The 14274-nt window shown below is 63.1% G+C and carries 13 protein-coding genes; 4 read left to right on the top strand and 9 right to left on the bottom strand.

Features of this window, described 5'->3' with window-relative positions; all coding sequences use genetic code 11:
* Positions 1-69: 69 nt before the first annotated feature.
* Entirely contained in the window at positions 70-2760 is a 2691-nt protein-coding gene (gene aceE / locus ACFOSU_RS07845) for a pyruvate dehydrogenase (acetyl-transferring), homodimeric type (RefSeq protein WP_380688180.1), read from the bottom strand.
* A 141-nt stretch (positions 2761-2901) separates the two neighbouring features.
* Between aceE and ACFOSU_RS07850 the strand changes: the two genes are divergently transcribed.
* Both ACFOSU_RS07850 and ACFOSU_RS07855 read left to right on the top strand, forming a co-directional pair.
* Complete coding sequence (locus ACFOSU_RS07850) at positions 2902-3903, top strand: amidoligase family protein (protein ID WP_380688182.1); 1002 nt, start codon at positions 2902-2904, stop codon at positions 3901-3903.
* 142 nt (positions 3904-4045) lie between these two features.
* The gene (locus tag ACFOSU_RS07855) at positions 4046-4594 is read left to right on the top strand and encodes a gamma-glutamyl-gamma-aminobutyrate hydrolase family protein (protein WP_380688184.1); all 549 of its coding nucleotides are present in this window, start codon (positions 4046-4048) and stop codon (positions 4592-4594) included.
* A 47-nt stretch (positions 4595-4641) separates the two neighbouring features.
* On the opposite strand, the gene ACFOSU_RS07860 is transcribed toward ACFOSU_RS07855, so the two are convergent.
* Positions 4642-4833, bottom strand: coding sequence for a hypothetical protein (locus ACFOSU_RS07860; protein ID WP_380688186.1), 192 nt, complete (start codon positions 4831-4833; stop codon positions 4642-4644).
* Between the two features lie 24 nt (positions 4834-4857).
* Positions 4858-5751 carry a formate/nitrite transporter family protein gene (locus ACFOSU_RS07865; protein WP_380688188.1) on the bottom strand — a complete coding sequence of 298 codons (894 nt, stop codon included), beginning with the start codon at positions 5749-5751 and terminating at the stop codon, positions 4858-4860.
* Between the two features lie 132 nt (positions 5752-5883).
* Between ACFOSU_RS07865 and ACFOSU_RS07870 the strand changes: the two genes are divergently transcribed.
* Positions 5884-6672, top strand: a complete 789-nt coding sequence (locus ACFOSU_RS07870) for a glutaminyl-peptide cyclotransferase (protein WP_380688190.1) — start codon at positions 5884-5886, stop codon at positions 6670-6672.
* Between the two features lie 26 nt (positions 6673-6698).
* Here the strand turns inward: ACFOSU_RS07870 and ACFOSU_RS07875 are convergent, their stop codons facing one another.
* The 6 genes from ACFOSU_RS07875 to rpmH all read right to left on the bottom strand — a co-directional run bounded on the left by ACFOSU_RS07875 (position 6699) and on the right by rpmH (position 12625).
* Complete coding sequence (locus tag ACFOSU_RS07875; protein ID WP_380688192.1) at positions 6699-7100, bottom strand: ectoine synthase; 402 nt, start codon at positions 7098-7100, stop codon at positions 6699-6701.
* Between the two features lie 184 nt (positions 7101-7284).
* Complete coding sequence (locus tag ACFOSU_RS07880; RefSeq protein WP_380688193.1) at positions 7285-8868, bottom strand: FMN-binding glutamate synthase family protein; 1584 nt, start codon at positions 8866-8868, stop codon at positions 7285-7287.
* Positions 8869-8956: 88 nt separating this feature from the next.
* On the bottom strand, positions 8957-10306 hold the full coding sequence (gene mnmE / locus ACFOSU_RS07885) for a tRNA uridine-5-carboxymethylaminomethyl(34) synthesis GTPase MnmE (protein WP_380688195.1): 1350 nt from the start codon (positions 10304-10306) through the stop codon (positions 8957-8959).
* A gap of 10 nt (positions 10307-10316) precedes the next feature.
* Positions 10317-12068, bottom strand: coding sequence for a membrane protein insertase YidC (gene yidC, locus ACFOSU_RS07890; RefSeq protein WP_380688197.1), 1752 nt, complete (start codon positions 12066-12068; stop codon positions 10317-10319).
* Positions 12069-12082: 14 nt separating this feature from the next.
* Positions 12083-12481: a ribonuclease P protein component gene (gene rnpA / locus ACFOSU_RS07895; RefSeq protein ID WP_380688199.1), complete on the bottom strand. Its 399-nt coding sequence runs from the start codon at positions 12479-12481 to the stop codon at positions 12083-12085.
* A gap of 9 nt (positions 12482-12490) precedes the next feature.
* Complete coding sequence (gene rpmH, locus ACFOSU_RS07900) at positions 12491-12625, bottom strand: 50S ribosomal protein L34 (protein ID WP_380688201.1); 135 nt, start codon at positions 12623-12625, stop codon at positions 12491-12493.
* Positions 12626-12805: 180 nt separating this feature from the next.
* On the opposite strand from rpmH, the gene dnaA reads away from it, so the two are divergent.
* The gene (gene dnaA / locus ACFOSU_RS07905) at positions 12806-14119 is read left to right on the top strand and encodes a chromosomal replication initiator protein DnaA (RefSeq protein ID WP_380688203.1); all 1314 of its coding nucleotides are present in this window, start codon (positions 12806-12808) and stop codon (positions 14117-14119) included.
* The last annotated feature ends 155 nt before the right edge of the window (positions 14120-14274 follow it).

Raw genomic sequence — 14274 nt, forward strand, 5'->3', positions numbered from 1 at the left:
GGCGCGGCCGGCAAGCTGCCGACCGCGCCTAACTCGGTTCTATCGTTCGTGCAATCGTACCGATGCGTATCAGTGCGTGATCGGCTCCGGCTTCTCCGGATCGATACCGTATTTCTGGATCGCGTCCGCCACCTGCTTGCGCTCGATCGTGCCTTCGTCGGCCAGTGCCTTGAGCGCGGCCACGGTAATCCAGCGCCGATCGACCTCGAAGAAGTCGCGCAGCGCGTCACGCGTGTCGGAACGGCCGAAACCGTCGGTACCCAGCGTGTGATACGCCACCGGCATGAACGGACGGATCATCTCCGGCAGCGCTCGTACATAATCGGTTGCGGCGATGGCCGGGCCCTTGGCGTCGGCAAACTTCTTGCCCACGAAGCTCTGACGCGGATTTTCCTGCGGATGCAGCATGTTCCACCGTTCGGTGGTGAGGCCGTCGCGCTTGAGCTGGGTGAAGCTGGGCACGCTCCAGACCGTGGCGCCGACGTTGTACTCCTTCTCGAGCATTTCGGCGGCGGCGATCGACTCGCGCAGGATGGTGCCGGAACCGAGCAGATTGACCTGCTTCTTGTAACGCTTGTTGCCTTCGGCGAACTTGTACATGCCGGCGATGATGTCGTCTTCCACGCCTTCCGGCATGGCCGGGTGGCTGTAGTTCTCGTTCATCATCGTCAGGTAGTAGTAGACGTCCTTCTGCTCGACGTACATCTCTTCCAGACCGCGATGAATGATCACCGCCATCTCGTAGGAGAAGGTCGGGTCGTAGGCACGGCAGTTGGGCACGAAGTCGAACATGACGTGCGAATGGCCGTCCTGATGCTGCAGGCCTTCGCCGTTGATGGTTGTACGCCCTGCGGTGCCACCGAGCATGAAGCCCCGCGCGCGCATGTCGCCGGCGGCCCAGCAGAAATCGCCGATACGCTGGAACCCGAACATCGAGTAGAACGCATAGAACGGGATCATCGTCTTGCCGTGGTTGGAATACGACGTCGCCGCGGCGATGAACGAGGACATGGCCCCGGCTTCGGTGATGCCTTCTTCCAGAATCTGGCCGTCGACCGCTTCCTTGTAGAAAGCGAGTTGGTCCGAGTCTTCCGGCTTGAACAGCTGACCCACCGGGGAATAGATGCCCAGGCTGCGGAACATGCCTTCCATGCCGAAGGTACGCGCCTCGTCCGGAATGATCGGCACGACGCGATCCTTGATGTTCTTGTCGCGGATGAGCAACTGCAGGCAACGCACGAAGACCATGGTGGTGGCCATTTCGCGGTCGCCCGAGCCCTGCAACAACTTGTCGAAGATCGACAGCGGGGGGATCTCCAGCGTATCGCCCTGGGTCCGGCGCTGCGGCAGGTAGCCGCCGAGTTCCTCGCGACGGGCGTGGAGATACTTCATCTCCTCCGAATCTTCGGCCGGCTTGTAGAAAGGCGCTTCGTTGATCTTGTCGTCGTCAACCGGGATCTCGAAGCGATCGCGGAATTCCTTGAGGGAATCCTCGCCCATCTTCTTCTGCTGATGGGTGATGTTCTGGCCTTCGCCGGCCTCGCCCATGCCGTAGCCCTTGACCGTCTTGGCCAGGATCACGGTCGGGCGCCCGTTGTCGGTGTTCACCGCGCGATGATAGGCGGCATAGACCTTGTGCGGATCGTGACCGCCGCGGTTCAGGCGACGGATGTCTTCGTCGGACATCGAGGCCACCATCTTCTCCAGCTCCGGATACTTGCCGAAGAAATGCTCACGCGTGTAGTCGCCGCCATGAGCCTTGTAGGCCTGGTATTCGCCGTCGACGGTCTCGTTCATCAGCTCGACGAGCTTGCCGTCGTGGTCCTGGGCCAGCAGGCCGTCCCAGAGCGCGCCCCAGATGACCTTGATCACGTTCCAACCGGCGCCGCGGAACGAGCCTTCCAGCTCGTTGATGATTTTGGAGTCGCCACGCACCGGGCCATCCAGGCGCTGCAGATTGCAGTTGACAACGAAGATCAGGTTGTCGAGGCCCTCGCGGGCGGCGATATCGATCGCGCCCATGGATTCGGGCTCGTCCATCTCGCCGTCGCCACAGAAACACCAGACATGACGCTTGCTGGTGTCCTCGATGCCACGATTGTGCAGGTAGCGCATGAAGCGCGCCTGATAGATGGCGGTGATCGGGCCGATGCCCATCGACACGGTCGCGAACTGCCAGTAATCCGGCATCAGATAGGCATGCGGATAGCTCGACAGGCCCTTGCCGCCCGATTCCGAACGGAAGTTGAGCAGCTGGTCTTCGCTGATCCGGCCTTCCAGATAGGACCGCGCATAGATACCGGGCGCGGAATGGCCCTGGATATAGACCAGATCGCCGCCGTGATCCTCGCTGGGCGCGTGGAAGAAGTGGTTGAAGCCGACTTCATAGAGCGTCGCCGCCGACGCGAAACTGGCGATATGCCCGCCCACGCCTTCATGATGGCGGTTGGCCTGGATCACCATCGCCATCGCGTTCCAGCGGATGAACGAACGGATCCGCCATTCGATCGCCGGGTCGCCCGGCGAGCGGACTTCCTGATGCGGCGGGATGGTGTTGACGTAGGCTGTGTTCGGCGAATAGGGAATATAGGCGCCGGACCGACGCGAACGCTCGATGAGCATTTCCAGCAGAAAATGTGCCCGCTCGGGGCCTTCGACTTCGATAACGGCATCGAGCGCATCACGCCACTCGCCGGATTCCTGCGGATCGACGTCTTCCACGTCGTCGGCGTGCTCCGGGTGCGAACTCGCCTGGGCCATACGGCACTCCTTATGAAAGTCGGTAGAAAAGCGATTTGGGCTTGATACTACGCCCGCTCACGGAGGGCCGACAACTAGCTCCGGGGGTGCGCCAATGGCATGCTTGCAGGGTTTCTCAATTATGTTGCAGTGCACGATACAATGACCCCATCCACGACCGCCTCAGGCAACGCCCCGCTGCGCCAACCTTCGCGCCGCAATACGGCGGCGAACGGTGAGCGCCGGGTCGGTGTGGAACTTGAGTTTACGGGCCTGACCATCGAACGCATCGGCGAGACACTGCGCGCCTGTCTGGGCGGCGACATCCGCCCTCACAGCGCATACGAATACACGGTCGAGAACACCACACTGGGTGATTTCGCGGTCGAACTCGACTACGCCTTCCTCAAAGAACGCGGCCGCCGCGAACACGAACCCGGCCTGCTCGATGAACTGGAGCAGGTCTCGGAGGACGTGCTCGGTGCCCTGGCCAAGCGGGTGGTGCCACTGGAGATCGTGTGTCCACCGATCGCGATCGGCGAACTGCACCGGCTGCACCCGATGCTCCAGGCGCTGCGCGACGCCGGCGCGCGTGGCACCAGCCAGTCCGCGCTCTATGCCTTCGGGCTGCACCTGAATCCGGAACTGCCGGATCTGGAAACCGACACGCTGCTGGCTTATATCCGCGCCTTCGCGGTGGCCTTCGACTGGCTCAAGCGGGTCAGCGAGATCGATATCAGCCGGCGCGTGTTTCCCTATATCCAGCCCTACAGCAAGGTTTATGTGCGTACCGTGTGCGACCCGAGCTACACCCCCACCAAGGCACGCCTGATCAGCGATTACCTCGCCGAAAACGCCACCCGCAACCGCGCCCTGGACATGCTGCCGGTGTTTGCGCATATGGACGACGACCGCGTGCGCGCCGCGGTGCCCGACGATCTGGTCAACGCCCGGCCGACGCTGCATTACCGCCTGCCCAACTGCGAGATCGAACAACCCGGCTGGGATCTGAACCCGGCCTGGAACCACTGGCTGGTGATCGAGGAACTCGCCGCGGACGCCCCGCGGCTGATCCGTATCTGCGAGGACTACTGCAGCGCGCTCGACAAGCCATTCGGCGACTGGTTGGGGCGCTGGGGCGACGGGTTCGAACGTTATCTGTGATTCGAGCAGGGCCGTAAAACCGGCACGACCGCGGATCGCCGTTACCGGCAAGGCCAGCCGTTGGGCGCCCGGCTGGTGGTTCGCCTGGCTGGCGATACGGCTGGCCGGCGGCCAGGCCGTGCGGGCGACGCCGCGCCGGCCCATGCCGGCGAATATCGACGGCCTCGTGATTGGCGGCGGCGACGACATCGCCAGCGACCTCTATGCGGCCAGCCCGGTGTTCGATCGCAGCGCCGATCGCGAGCGCGACGCCTTCGAACTCGCTGCGATCAAGAGCGCGCTGGAGCGCGGCCGGCCGCTGCTGGGGATCTGCCGCGGTGCCCAGCTGATCAACGTATGCGGCGGCGGCACGCTCTATGAGAGCATCAGCGCGATGCGCCGGCATACCTCGAACCGGGCCAACCCGCTGGCCTGCAAGCCGGTGGCGCTGAAAAAACACTCACACCTGAGCGCGGTCACCGCGCGCACGCGTCTGCGCGTGAACAGCCTGCATCATCAGGCCGTACACCAACTCGGTCAGGGGCTGAGCGCGAGCGCGCGCGATGCCGACGGCTTCGTGCAGGCCATCGAGGCCCGCGCCCGCGGTTTTGTCATCGGCGTGCAGTGGCACCCGGAATATCTGTTCTACCGACCCGCCCAACGACGGCTGTTCCGGGCGCTGGTCGCGGCCGCGATCGACCACCGGTCATGAACAAGGCGGCCCGGTTCGACCGCGCCGTTTCATGCAGGACCCCGTGCCTAGAGATGCTTGCGCTCGAAGTCCTTGCGCATCTCTTCGACCTTTTCCTTAGGTGTCGCCGTATTTTTCCTGGACCTTGCCGAAGGCGTGTTGTCCTTGACCCGTTGCCAGCGGCCTTGCCATTTATCATCGGATTCCGACGTGAAATATCTTCCGCTCAATGGCATGACCACCATGCTGCGGCGCAACATCCCATTCAGTAGAGACGGCCGTCGTCAATCCCGGTTGTAGACCTCGCCGCTGTTGCTGTCGGCCTTGCGGTCCACGTCGCTGTCGTCACGGTCGGAATCGCTATAGGCCACCTGAGCATAATTGACCACGGCCACCAGCATGATCCCGCCCACCATGTTGCCCAGCAGGGTGGGCAGAAAGAAGGTGCCGAAGAACGCGCCCAGCCCGTGGGTGCCGGAAAACACCGCGTACAGCGCCGCCACCGAGCCGGCGATGATGTGCGGAAAATGCGCCAGCCCGATCAGAAACGTCACCAGAATGATCACGCCGACGCGGGCGGTCTCGGCGAACGGCATCAGCCAGAGCATGAGCGCGACCAGCCAGCCCGCGAAGATGGCGCGCACGAACATGGTCGAGAAACCGTACTCGTATTCCTTGGCCGCGATCTCGGCCAGCGCTTCGTTGACCTTAGGGTCGAGCACATCGAAATGCGACATGGCGAAGGCGAATATCGCGGTGCCGATCATGTTGCCCAGCAAAACGACGATCCAGAGAATGAGCGTGCGTGTCAGCACGCCCAGGGAGCGCACCCGCAGCACCTCCAGCACCGGGGTGAGGGTGTTCTCGGTGAACAGCTGCTGGCGACCCAGGATCACGAACAGAAAACCCATGGAATAACCGAAGCTTGCCACGATCGGGCGCCAGGCGGACTCGGGCGTGTAGTTGTAGAGCAGCGCTTGGGCAATGAAGGAAAAACCCATCGACAGCCCCGCGGCCAGGGCCGAGAACCACAGGCCCGGCAGCGGCCGCGTGAGCTCGGACTCGGCCTCGCGGCGGATGGCCTCATAGACCACCGCCGCGCTGGGAGCCTCGCGACGGCGCGCGTCACGTTTCTGGCTGTGATCCAGATCGTGTTCGGTATGTTGGGTCTCGGCCATTGAATCGTCTCGGTCGAAGAAACAGTGTCTTATCTTAAATTGTTTTGCGCACAATACGTATTGTCGACAGCAACTTTTTTAGCGCCTCGAAACCGCCAGGCGGGCCGGCGTTCGTATCGCTATGATGGCGCCATGAATAAGGGTATCCGAGGCCTCATAGTCGCCGTTCTGCTGGGCGCGACCACGGCATGCAGCGCCTCGATCGTGCCCGCCGAGCCGGCGCGGATACTCGCCGCATACCCGCACGACGCCGACGCCTTCACCCAGGGATTGCTCGTCGACCGGGGCGAGATGTTCGAAAGCACCGGCCAGTACGGCCAGTCCAGCCTGCGCCGGGTCGATCTCGAAAGCGGGCGGATCCTGCAGGCGGTGTCTCTGCCCGCTGAATACTTCGGCGAAGGCCTGGCCCTGGCCGATGGCCGACTCTACCAGCTCACCTGGAAGGCCGGGGTGGTGTTCATCTATGACCGCAACAGCCTCGAACGCCTGGGTGAACTGCATTACAGCGGTGAAGGCTGGGGCCTGACCTGGGACGGACATCATCTGATCATGAGCGACGGCAGCGCCGCGCTGCGTGTGATCGACCGTCAGGATTTTTCCGTGGTCGGCCGGATCGCGGTGACCGAACAGGGCCGACCGCTCGACAACCTCAACGAGCTGGAATACATCGACGGCGGCATCTGGGCAAACGTGTGGCACCAGAGCCGGATCGTACGGATCGATCCGGTCAGCGGCCAGGTGACCCGCGCCATCGACGCGACGGCACTCAAAGCATCACTGCCGCGGGACGCGACGCCGAACGTACTCAACGGTATCGCCTGGGACGCGGCACAAGAACGACTCTATCTGACCGGCAAGTACTGGCCGCGATTGTTCGAGATCGCCAGGGCGTCCGGCGATGCCGCCGCATCCAACCACTAACTGCAATCAGGCCGGCCCGATCGGCGTCATCTTCTGAGCACGGTGCCATCGTCGTCCAGCAGGGTATAGCTGCCCTGTTCGTCATGCGACTCCGGGCCCACGAGCGCGGGCGAGAACACACAGACCACGGTCATGCCTTTTTCGCTGGAGAGAATATGCTGCTGGTTCTTGTCCAGCGCATACAGCACGCCGGGCTCGAGATCCCACTGGCCGCCTTCGGTTAGATCCTCGATCCGGCCGCGGCCCTGGATACAGAGCACGGTTTCCTTGTGATTCTTGTACCACATATGCAGCGACTGGCCGGGCTTGATATAGGTCTCGTGTAGTGAGTGGCCCATACCGTCGGCACGCAGCGTGTAGCGCTTGCTGAGCCATTTGTCGTCTTCAACCGCGTCCTGTTCGGCGTCTTTGCGAGTACGAATGAGCATGTTGTTTTCCCAAGCCGGAAATTGAGTCGTGAGTGAACGGATGCGCCGCCGCGCACACTTTTTGCCAGGCGCAGGCAGTAGTGCAGCGGCCTAGCCGTTGCAAAAGCGAAGCGGATTCTAGGCAACCACCGGCCGGCCATACATCCGTGCGACTACGGAAACGACCCGGGCACCGCCTGGCAGGCTAGAAGCGGTCGGCGCGCGCGGCCTGCCAGTCGCGGCGATATACATCCGGAACACGTCCGTCGAGAAAATCGCCGGATCCAATGCGCGGTTCGATATCGGCGAACGTGCTGGCATGGCCATGTTCCGGCCGGTGCTGGATATGCGCCGGGGTGAGCTCATCCGGATCGTCCAGGCCGATGGTGCCGACGATATCCAGAAACGACTTGATGGTCGCGTCGTGGTAGTTGCGCACCTGCAGCGACTTGCTCATCACGTCGAGGGCGGCGGCCCGGCGTGGGTTCTGGGTGGCCACGCCCGTCGGACAGGTATCGGTATGACAGCGCCGTGCCTGGATGCAGCCGACCGAGAACATGAAGGCGCGGGCAGCGTTGCACATATCCGCACCCAAGGCGATCTTGAGCACCATGTCGAAGCCCATGACCACCTTGCCGCTGGCGATCACGCGCACCTGATCACGGACGCCGATGCCGAGCAGGCATTCGTGTACGAACGGCAGGGCGTCGTTGATATAGGTGCCGATGAAATCCGAGAACTCGGTGGGCGCGGCGCCGGTGCCGCCCTCGGCGCCGTCCACGGTAATGAAATCCGGGACGATGCCGGTTTCGACGATAGCCTTGCAGATACCCATGAATTCGGCGCGATGCCCCAGGCACAGCTTGAAGCCGACCGGCTTGCCGTGAGTGAGTTCGCGCAGTCGCTGCACGAACCGCAATAGGCCGATAGGCGTGTCGAACGCGCTGTGCGCCGCCGGCGACAGACAATCTTGTCCCTGCTCGATTTCACGCACACGGGCGATCTCCGCAGTCACCTTGGAGCCGGGCAGCAGACCGCCGTGGCCGGGCTTGGCGCCCTGGGACAGCTTGATCTCGATCATCTTGACCTGATCGGTGTTGGCCTTGCGCGCGAATTCCTCGGGGTCGAAACGGCCGTCGTCGGTGCGGCAACCGAAATACGCCGAGGCGATCTCCCAGATCAGGTCACCGCCGTGTTCCCGGTGATGGTCGCTGATCGCGCCCTCGCCGGTGTCCTGGGCGAAGTTGCCGAGCGCGGCACCGCGATTCATGGCCGCCACCGCGTTTGCCGACAGCGAACCAAAGCTCATCGCCGAGATATTCAGACGCGAGGAATCATAGGGCTGGCGGCACTGTGCGTTACCGATGATCAGTCGTGCGTGTCGGCGATCGACCGTCTTTGGCGCCACCGAGTGCATGGTGAAGTTGTAGCCGGCGTCCTCGTAGTCACGAATCGTGCCGAACGGCGAGGTATCGGGCGCGCCGGCTGCGCGTCTATACACGATCTCGCGCTGCTCGCGCGAAAACGGTCGGCCGCTGGTTTCGGATTCGAAGAAGTACTGGCGCAACTCGGGGCGCATGAACTCGAGCATGTAGCGCAGGTGCCCGAGGATCGGAAAATTTCGCAGCACGTTGCGATGCGAACACAGATCGGACGCGCCCAGTACCGCCAGTGCGACCAGGATCAGCCACGCCCACAGCCACACCGGCGCCATCCACGCCAGCACCACCCCGAGCAGCAGGGTAAAAACGACATAGCCGGCATAGATCAGCCGTGGATAACCAAGCATGGCAGCGCCTCGACACAGGTGGTTCCTGCATCATGCACAGGACGCGAGCGACGCTCAATCCGTAGTTGCGGCTAACGGGAGGACGTCACTACTTGCCGATGCAGAAACTCGAGAAGATCTCGCCGAGCAGATCGTCGCTGGTCACCGCGCCGGTGATCTCGCCCAGCGCGTTCTGGGCCAGACGCAGTTCCTCGGCGAGCAGGTCGCCGGTGCCGTCGGCGAGTCGCTCGTGGCCGCTTGCAAGCGCCGCCGCGGCACGGGCCAGGGCATCCAGATGCCGGCGGCGCGCCACGAAGGCGGGTTCACCATCGGCGGCAAGCCCGGCTTGGGCCTTGAGGTGGGCGGCCAGCGCATCGAAACCGGCGCCGGTGGTCGCCGACAGCCGTACCCGGTCGTGGCCGTCCAGGCCATCCAGCCCGGCGTCGGCGCCGCTGATATCGATCTTGTTGGCCACCAGGGTGATCGCGCAGCGCGCGCCGATGTCATCGATCATGGCCTGTTCGGCGGCGCCCAGACCGGCCGCGTCGTCGAATACCAGCAATACGCGGTCGGCGCGGTCGAGTTCCGCCCGGGCGCGTCGCACGCCCTCGGCCTCGATCGGGTCGTCGGTTTCGCGCAGACCGGCGGTATCGATCAGCGTCAGCGGCAGGCCGTCGATGGACAGATCCTCGGTGAGCACGTCGCGCGTGGTGCCGGCGATCGCGGTGACGATGGCGGTATCACGGCGCGCCAGCCGGTTGAGCAGACTCGACTTGCCCACGTTCGGGCGCCCAAGGATCAGCAGGCGCAGACCTTCGCGCAGGGCTGCGCCTTCACGCGCCTGATCGGTGAGCGAATGCAGTCGCTGGCGGATGTCCTCGAGCCGGGACGCAATGGCGCCGTCGCCGAGAAAATCGACGTCGTCTTCATCCGGGAAATCGATTGCGGCTTCGGTATAGACACGCAGCGCGGTCAGATCCGCCACCAGGGCATCGATCTGATGCGAAAACACGCCTTCGAGCGAACGCATGGCCGCGACCGCGGCCGCGCCGCTGCCCGCATCGATCGCGTCGGCGATGGCCTCGGCCTGATCGAGACTGAGCTTGTCGTTGAGAAAAGCGCGCTGGGAGAACTCGCCGGGGGCCGCCAGCCGCGCGCCCAGTTCGACCACGCGGGCCAGCAGCATATCGACAAGCATCGGGCTGCCGTGACCCTGCAGTTCGAGCACGTGTTCGCCGGTGAACGAGGCCGGGGCCGGGAAATAGATCGCCAGGCCATGGTCGATAGCCTGGCCATCGGCCGCCCGGAAGGCGGCCAGGCCGGCCAGCCGCGGCTCGGGCAGGCGCCCGATCAACGCCTGGCACAGCGCCGGCACATCGGGGCCCGACAGCCGTACGACCGCGACTCCGGCGCGACCGGCGGCACTCGCAAGTGCGACGATCGTGTCGGAGTCCCCCACGCCGTTCAGGTCAGCTGTTGGCGGCCTTGTGGCCCAGGCCCTCGGCGTCCAGCTTGCGGTAGATATACCACTGCTGGCCGATCGAGAGCATGTTGTTGGTGCACCAGTAGAGCACCAGACCGGCCGGGAAGAAGGCAAAGAACACGGCTAGACCGACCGGCATGATCTGCATCATGCGCTGCTGCATCGGGTCCATGGTCACGTTCGCGGTCAGACGCTGCTGCAGGAACATGGTCACACCGAACAACACCGGCAGAATGTAGTAGGGGTCGGGCGCGGACAGATCCTGAATCCAGAGCATGAACGGCGCGTGACGCAATTCCACCGATTCCCGCAGTACCCAGTACAGCGAAATGAACACCGGCATCTGCACCAGCATCGGCCAGCAGCCGGCCAGCGGATTGAAGCCCTCTTTCTTGTAGAGCTCCATCATCTTGGCCTGGAGCTTCTGACGATCGTCGCCGTACTGTTCCTTGAGCTGGGTCATGCGCGGTGCGAACTTGCGCATGCGCGCCATCGCCCGGTACTGCGTCTCCGACAGCTTGTAGAACACGAGCTTGATCAGGAACGTCAGCAGGATGATCGATACACCCCAGTTGCCGACCAGCGCGTGCAGGTGTTCCAGCACCCAGAAGATGGGCTTGGCGAGCACTGTCAGCCAGCCGTAGTCCACCGCCAGGCCGAGGCCCGGCGCAACCGAATCGAGCTGATCCTGGAGCTTGGGACCCACGAACAGGGTAGCGTCGAAATCGGTCTGCGAATGCGCCGCGACGTCCTGCTGGGCGCCGATGAAGCCGGTGGCGAAACCACCATTGGCATTCGGCACATCCTTCTGACGACCAAAGAAACGCGCCTTGGAATCGGGCGGCGGGATGGCCGCGCCGATGAAGTAATGCTGGATCATGGCGACCCAGCCACCCTGCTGGGTCAGCTCGAGCGGCTCTTCGCCGAGGTCGTCGTGATCCTCGGTCTTGTAGCTGTAATTGTCGCCGCCGTCCTTCTTCTGATACCAGCCGATCCCGAAGAACGCCTTGGCGAAGGGCACATCGCCGGTGATCTCGTAGGGCGCGCGCCAGAAACGCACGTACTGAGACAGCTTCCAGTCGCTGTCGGCGTTGTTCACCACCTTGTGCTGCAGGCCAATGCGATAGCTGTCGCGCGTGAAGGTGTAGGTCTTGGTGACCTGATGGCCGGAGTTGTTGGTCCAGGTCAGCGGCACTTCGAGGGTGTTCTCGCCGTCGGCGAGTTCGTACTCGGTCTTTTCGGCCTGGTAGGTGCTGTTGTGATCGGGCGCCTTGGCGCCGCTGGCCACGAGCCCGCTCTGGGCAATGAAGAAGTTGGGCGCGCTGTCGTTGATCAGCCGCAGATTGGTATCGGGCTTGTCGGACGACAACGGCACACCGCGCAATTCGACCTTGCGCAGATCGCCGCCCTTGGTGTCGATGATGATATCGAGCTTGTCGGTGACGACATGCACGCGCTTGGCCTGCTCGACCACCGGTGCACCCGTGTCGCGGGCGATATCCGAGCCATTGTCGGCGTTGCCGCGATCGTTGTTTTCGGAGACACCGCCGGCCTCCGGCGCGGACGACAGCGACGGCACATCGTCATCGTCGCTGCGGGTATTGTTCTGGGCGGTGGCCTGCGAGTTGCTCGCGGTGGCATCGGCATGGGTCGGCGCGTAGTCCGTCTGCCAGGCCTGATAAAGGAAGAAGCAGATGACGCCGACGGCGCATAGCAACGCGAAGCGAATATTTTCCATGCGCGGCAGAATCCCTAACGTTGACCACGCCCGCCCGGCGGCAACCGGTCGGGGCGAGGCAGACTGTCCAGCCGGGCGATTTGCGGCCAGATTCCAGCCAATTGAGCAAACAGATCGGCGTTGCTCATTGCACCAGTGCGACTACGTGCCAACACCACGATATCGACTGCGGCAAGCACACTACGGTGGTTGCGAAAGGATTCCCGCAACACCCGTTTAATTCGATTGCGATCCACCGAGCGCGCGATACGGCGCTTGGCCAGCGCGAGTCCCAGGCGTGCCCGAGGTGTGCCGGCCGGTGCTGCAATCAGTACGAATCCGGCACAGACAAACTTGTGCCCGCCGGCGAATACTGCCTTGAATTCGCCGGATTTACGCAGGCGCGCAGTTTTTGGGAACGCCGCCTGCGACACGAAAAATTCTTACGGCGCCAGACGCTTGCGGCCTTTGGCACGACGCGAGGCGAGCACGGCGCGGCCGTTCTTCGTGGCCATGCGGGCACGAAAACCATGGGTGCGCTTACGGTGCAGATTACTGGGCTGGTATGTTCTTTTCATGATGTGTTCGACCCGGCGCCATGTTTGGGCGCTGCTTGCTGAAAGACCGCGGATTCTAGTCGCCTCGGGGTGCGACTTGCAAGCCGGTCACAAGCTGTGGATAAGTTGTGGTTGGTGCGCTAGGGTAGTGCACCGACGCGCTCCGATGAACGCGTCCTCCCCGGTTATGGAGTTCAAGACTTGGCTGACTCGCTTTGGCAACGTTGTCTCACGCACATAGAAACACGACTGCCGGAGAAAGACGTCAATCTCTGGCTGCGACCGCTTGAAGCCAGTTTCAGCGACGACGGCCTGGACCTCATGGCACCCAACGAGGTGGTACGCGACCAGGTCGAGCGCGAATTGCGCACCCCGATCGCGAACGCACTCAACGATCTCGGCGAGCAGCCCAAGCGCATCCGCGTGCTGGTGGGCGGCGGGCGCAAACCCGCGCCGTCGGCGGTCGCCGAGATGCCGGCGGTTACCCCGGCCTCGCGCCACAATCTGGACAGTCGCTATACCTTCGAAGCATTCGTTCAGGGCAAATCCAATCAGATCGCCCGGGCCGCGGCCGAACAGGCCGCCAACCCCGACAACATCGCCTACAACCCGCTGCTGATCTACGGCGGCGTCGGTCTGGGCAAGACCCATCTGATGCAGAGCGTGGGCAACCGGCTGCTGACCAACAATCCGCGCGCCAAGGTCGCCTACGTGCGCTCAGAGCATTTCGTCAACGAAATGATCACCGCCATCCGGCATAACCGCATGGATCGCTTCAAGGCCCATTACCGCTCGCTGGACGCGCTGCTGATCGACGATATCCAGTTCTTCGCCAACAAGGATCGATCGCAGGAAGAGTTCTTTCATACCTTCAACTCGCTGCTCGAGTCGAACCAGCGGATCGTGATCACCTGCGACCGGTTTCCAAAGGAGGTCGAGGGACTCGAGGATCGGCTCAAGTCGCGTTTCTCCTGGGGGCTGTCGGTTGCCGTGGAACCACCGGAACTGGAGACACGCGTCGCGATCATGCTATCGAAGGCGGAATACCTCGGCGTCACGCTGCCCCAGGAAGTGGCGTTCTTCATCGCCAAGCGGGTGCGTTCCAACGTACGCGATCTGGAAGGCGCCCTGCATCGTCTCAAGGCCTCGGCCCAGATCACCGGTACCCCGATCACCGTCGACTTCGCCAAACAGGCGTTGCACGACATGCTGGCAGTCTACGATCGGCTGGTCACGCTGGAGAATATCCAGAAGACCGTGGCCGAATATTACAAGATGCGCCTGGGCGACCTGCTCGGCAAGAAACGCACACGGTCGGTCGCTCGTCCTCGCCAGCTGGCGATGGCGCTGGCCAAGGAACTGACCAATCACAGTCTGCCGGAAATCGGACAGGGCTTCGGGGGTCGCGATCATACGACCGTTCTGCATGCCTGCCGCAAGATCAAGGAACTGCGCGAGACCGACGCCCGCATCGAAGAGGATTACATCAATCTGAGCAGAACGCTCACCAGCTAGCTGTGGATAACCCGGGGACAGTATCCTGGCGCGCACTTCGGCGGCGTCGCAAGCTCAAAAGGCACACATGCTGTCCACAGGCCAGGCACAACATCTCCGCTGCTTTCAAGCAACCTTGTTAAATTCGCAAGCAATTGATTTTAATGTTGAAAATA

Origin of the sequence: Salinisphaera aquimarina, assembly GCF_042643355.1 — a bacterium.
In the GTDB taxonomy this organism is placed as follows: domain Bacteria; phylum Pseudomonadota; class Gammaproteobacteria; order Nevskiales; family Salinisphaeraceae; genus Salinisphaera; species Salinisphaera aquimarina.

Excerpts from the sequence above, each read along its gene's own strand:
- aceE (WP_380688180.1), bottom strand. The coding sequence starts at position 2,760 with ATGGCCCAGGCGAGTTCGCACCCGGAGCACGCCGACGACGTGGAAGAC.
- ACFOSU_RS07850 (WP_380688182.1), top strand. The coding sequence starts at position 2,902 with ATGACCCCATCCACGACCGCCTCAGGCAACGCCCCGCTGCGCCAACCT.
- ACFOSU_RS07855 (WP_380688184.1), top strand. The coding sequence starts at position 4,046 with ATGCCGGCGAATATCGACGGCCTCGTGATTGGCGGCGGCGACGACATC.
- ACFOSU_RS07860 (WP_380688186.1), bottom strand. The coding sequence starts at position 4,833 with ATGTTGCGCCGCAGCATGGTGGTCATGCCATTGAGCGGAAGATATTTC.
- ACFOSU_RS07865 (WP_380688188.1), bottom strand. The coding sequence starts at position 5,751 with ATGGCCGAGACCCAACATACCGAACACGATCTGGATCACAGCCAGAAA.
- ACFOSU_RS07870 (WP_380688190.1), top strand. The coding sequence starts at position 5,884 with ATGAATAAGGGTATCCGAGGCCTCATAGTCGCCGTTCTGCTGGGCGCG.
- ACFOSU_RS07875 (WP_380688192.1), bottom strand. The coding sequence starts at position 7,100 with ATGCTCATTCGTACTCGCAAAGACGCCGAACAGGACGCGGTTGAAGAC.
- ACFOSU_RS07880 (WP_380688193.1), bottom strand. The coding sequence starts at position 8,868 with ATGCTTGGTTATCCACGGCTGATCTATGCCGGCTATGTCGTTTTTACC.
- yidC (WP_380688197.1), bottom strand. The coding sequence starts at position 12,068 with ATGGAAAATATTCGCTTCGCGTTGCTATGCGCCGTCGGCGTCATCTGC.
- rpmH (WP_380688201.1), bottom strand. The coding sequence starts at position 12,625 with ATGAAAAGAACATACCAGCCCAGTAATCTGCACCGTAAGCGCACCCAT.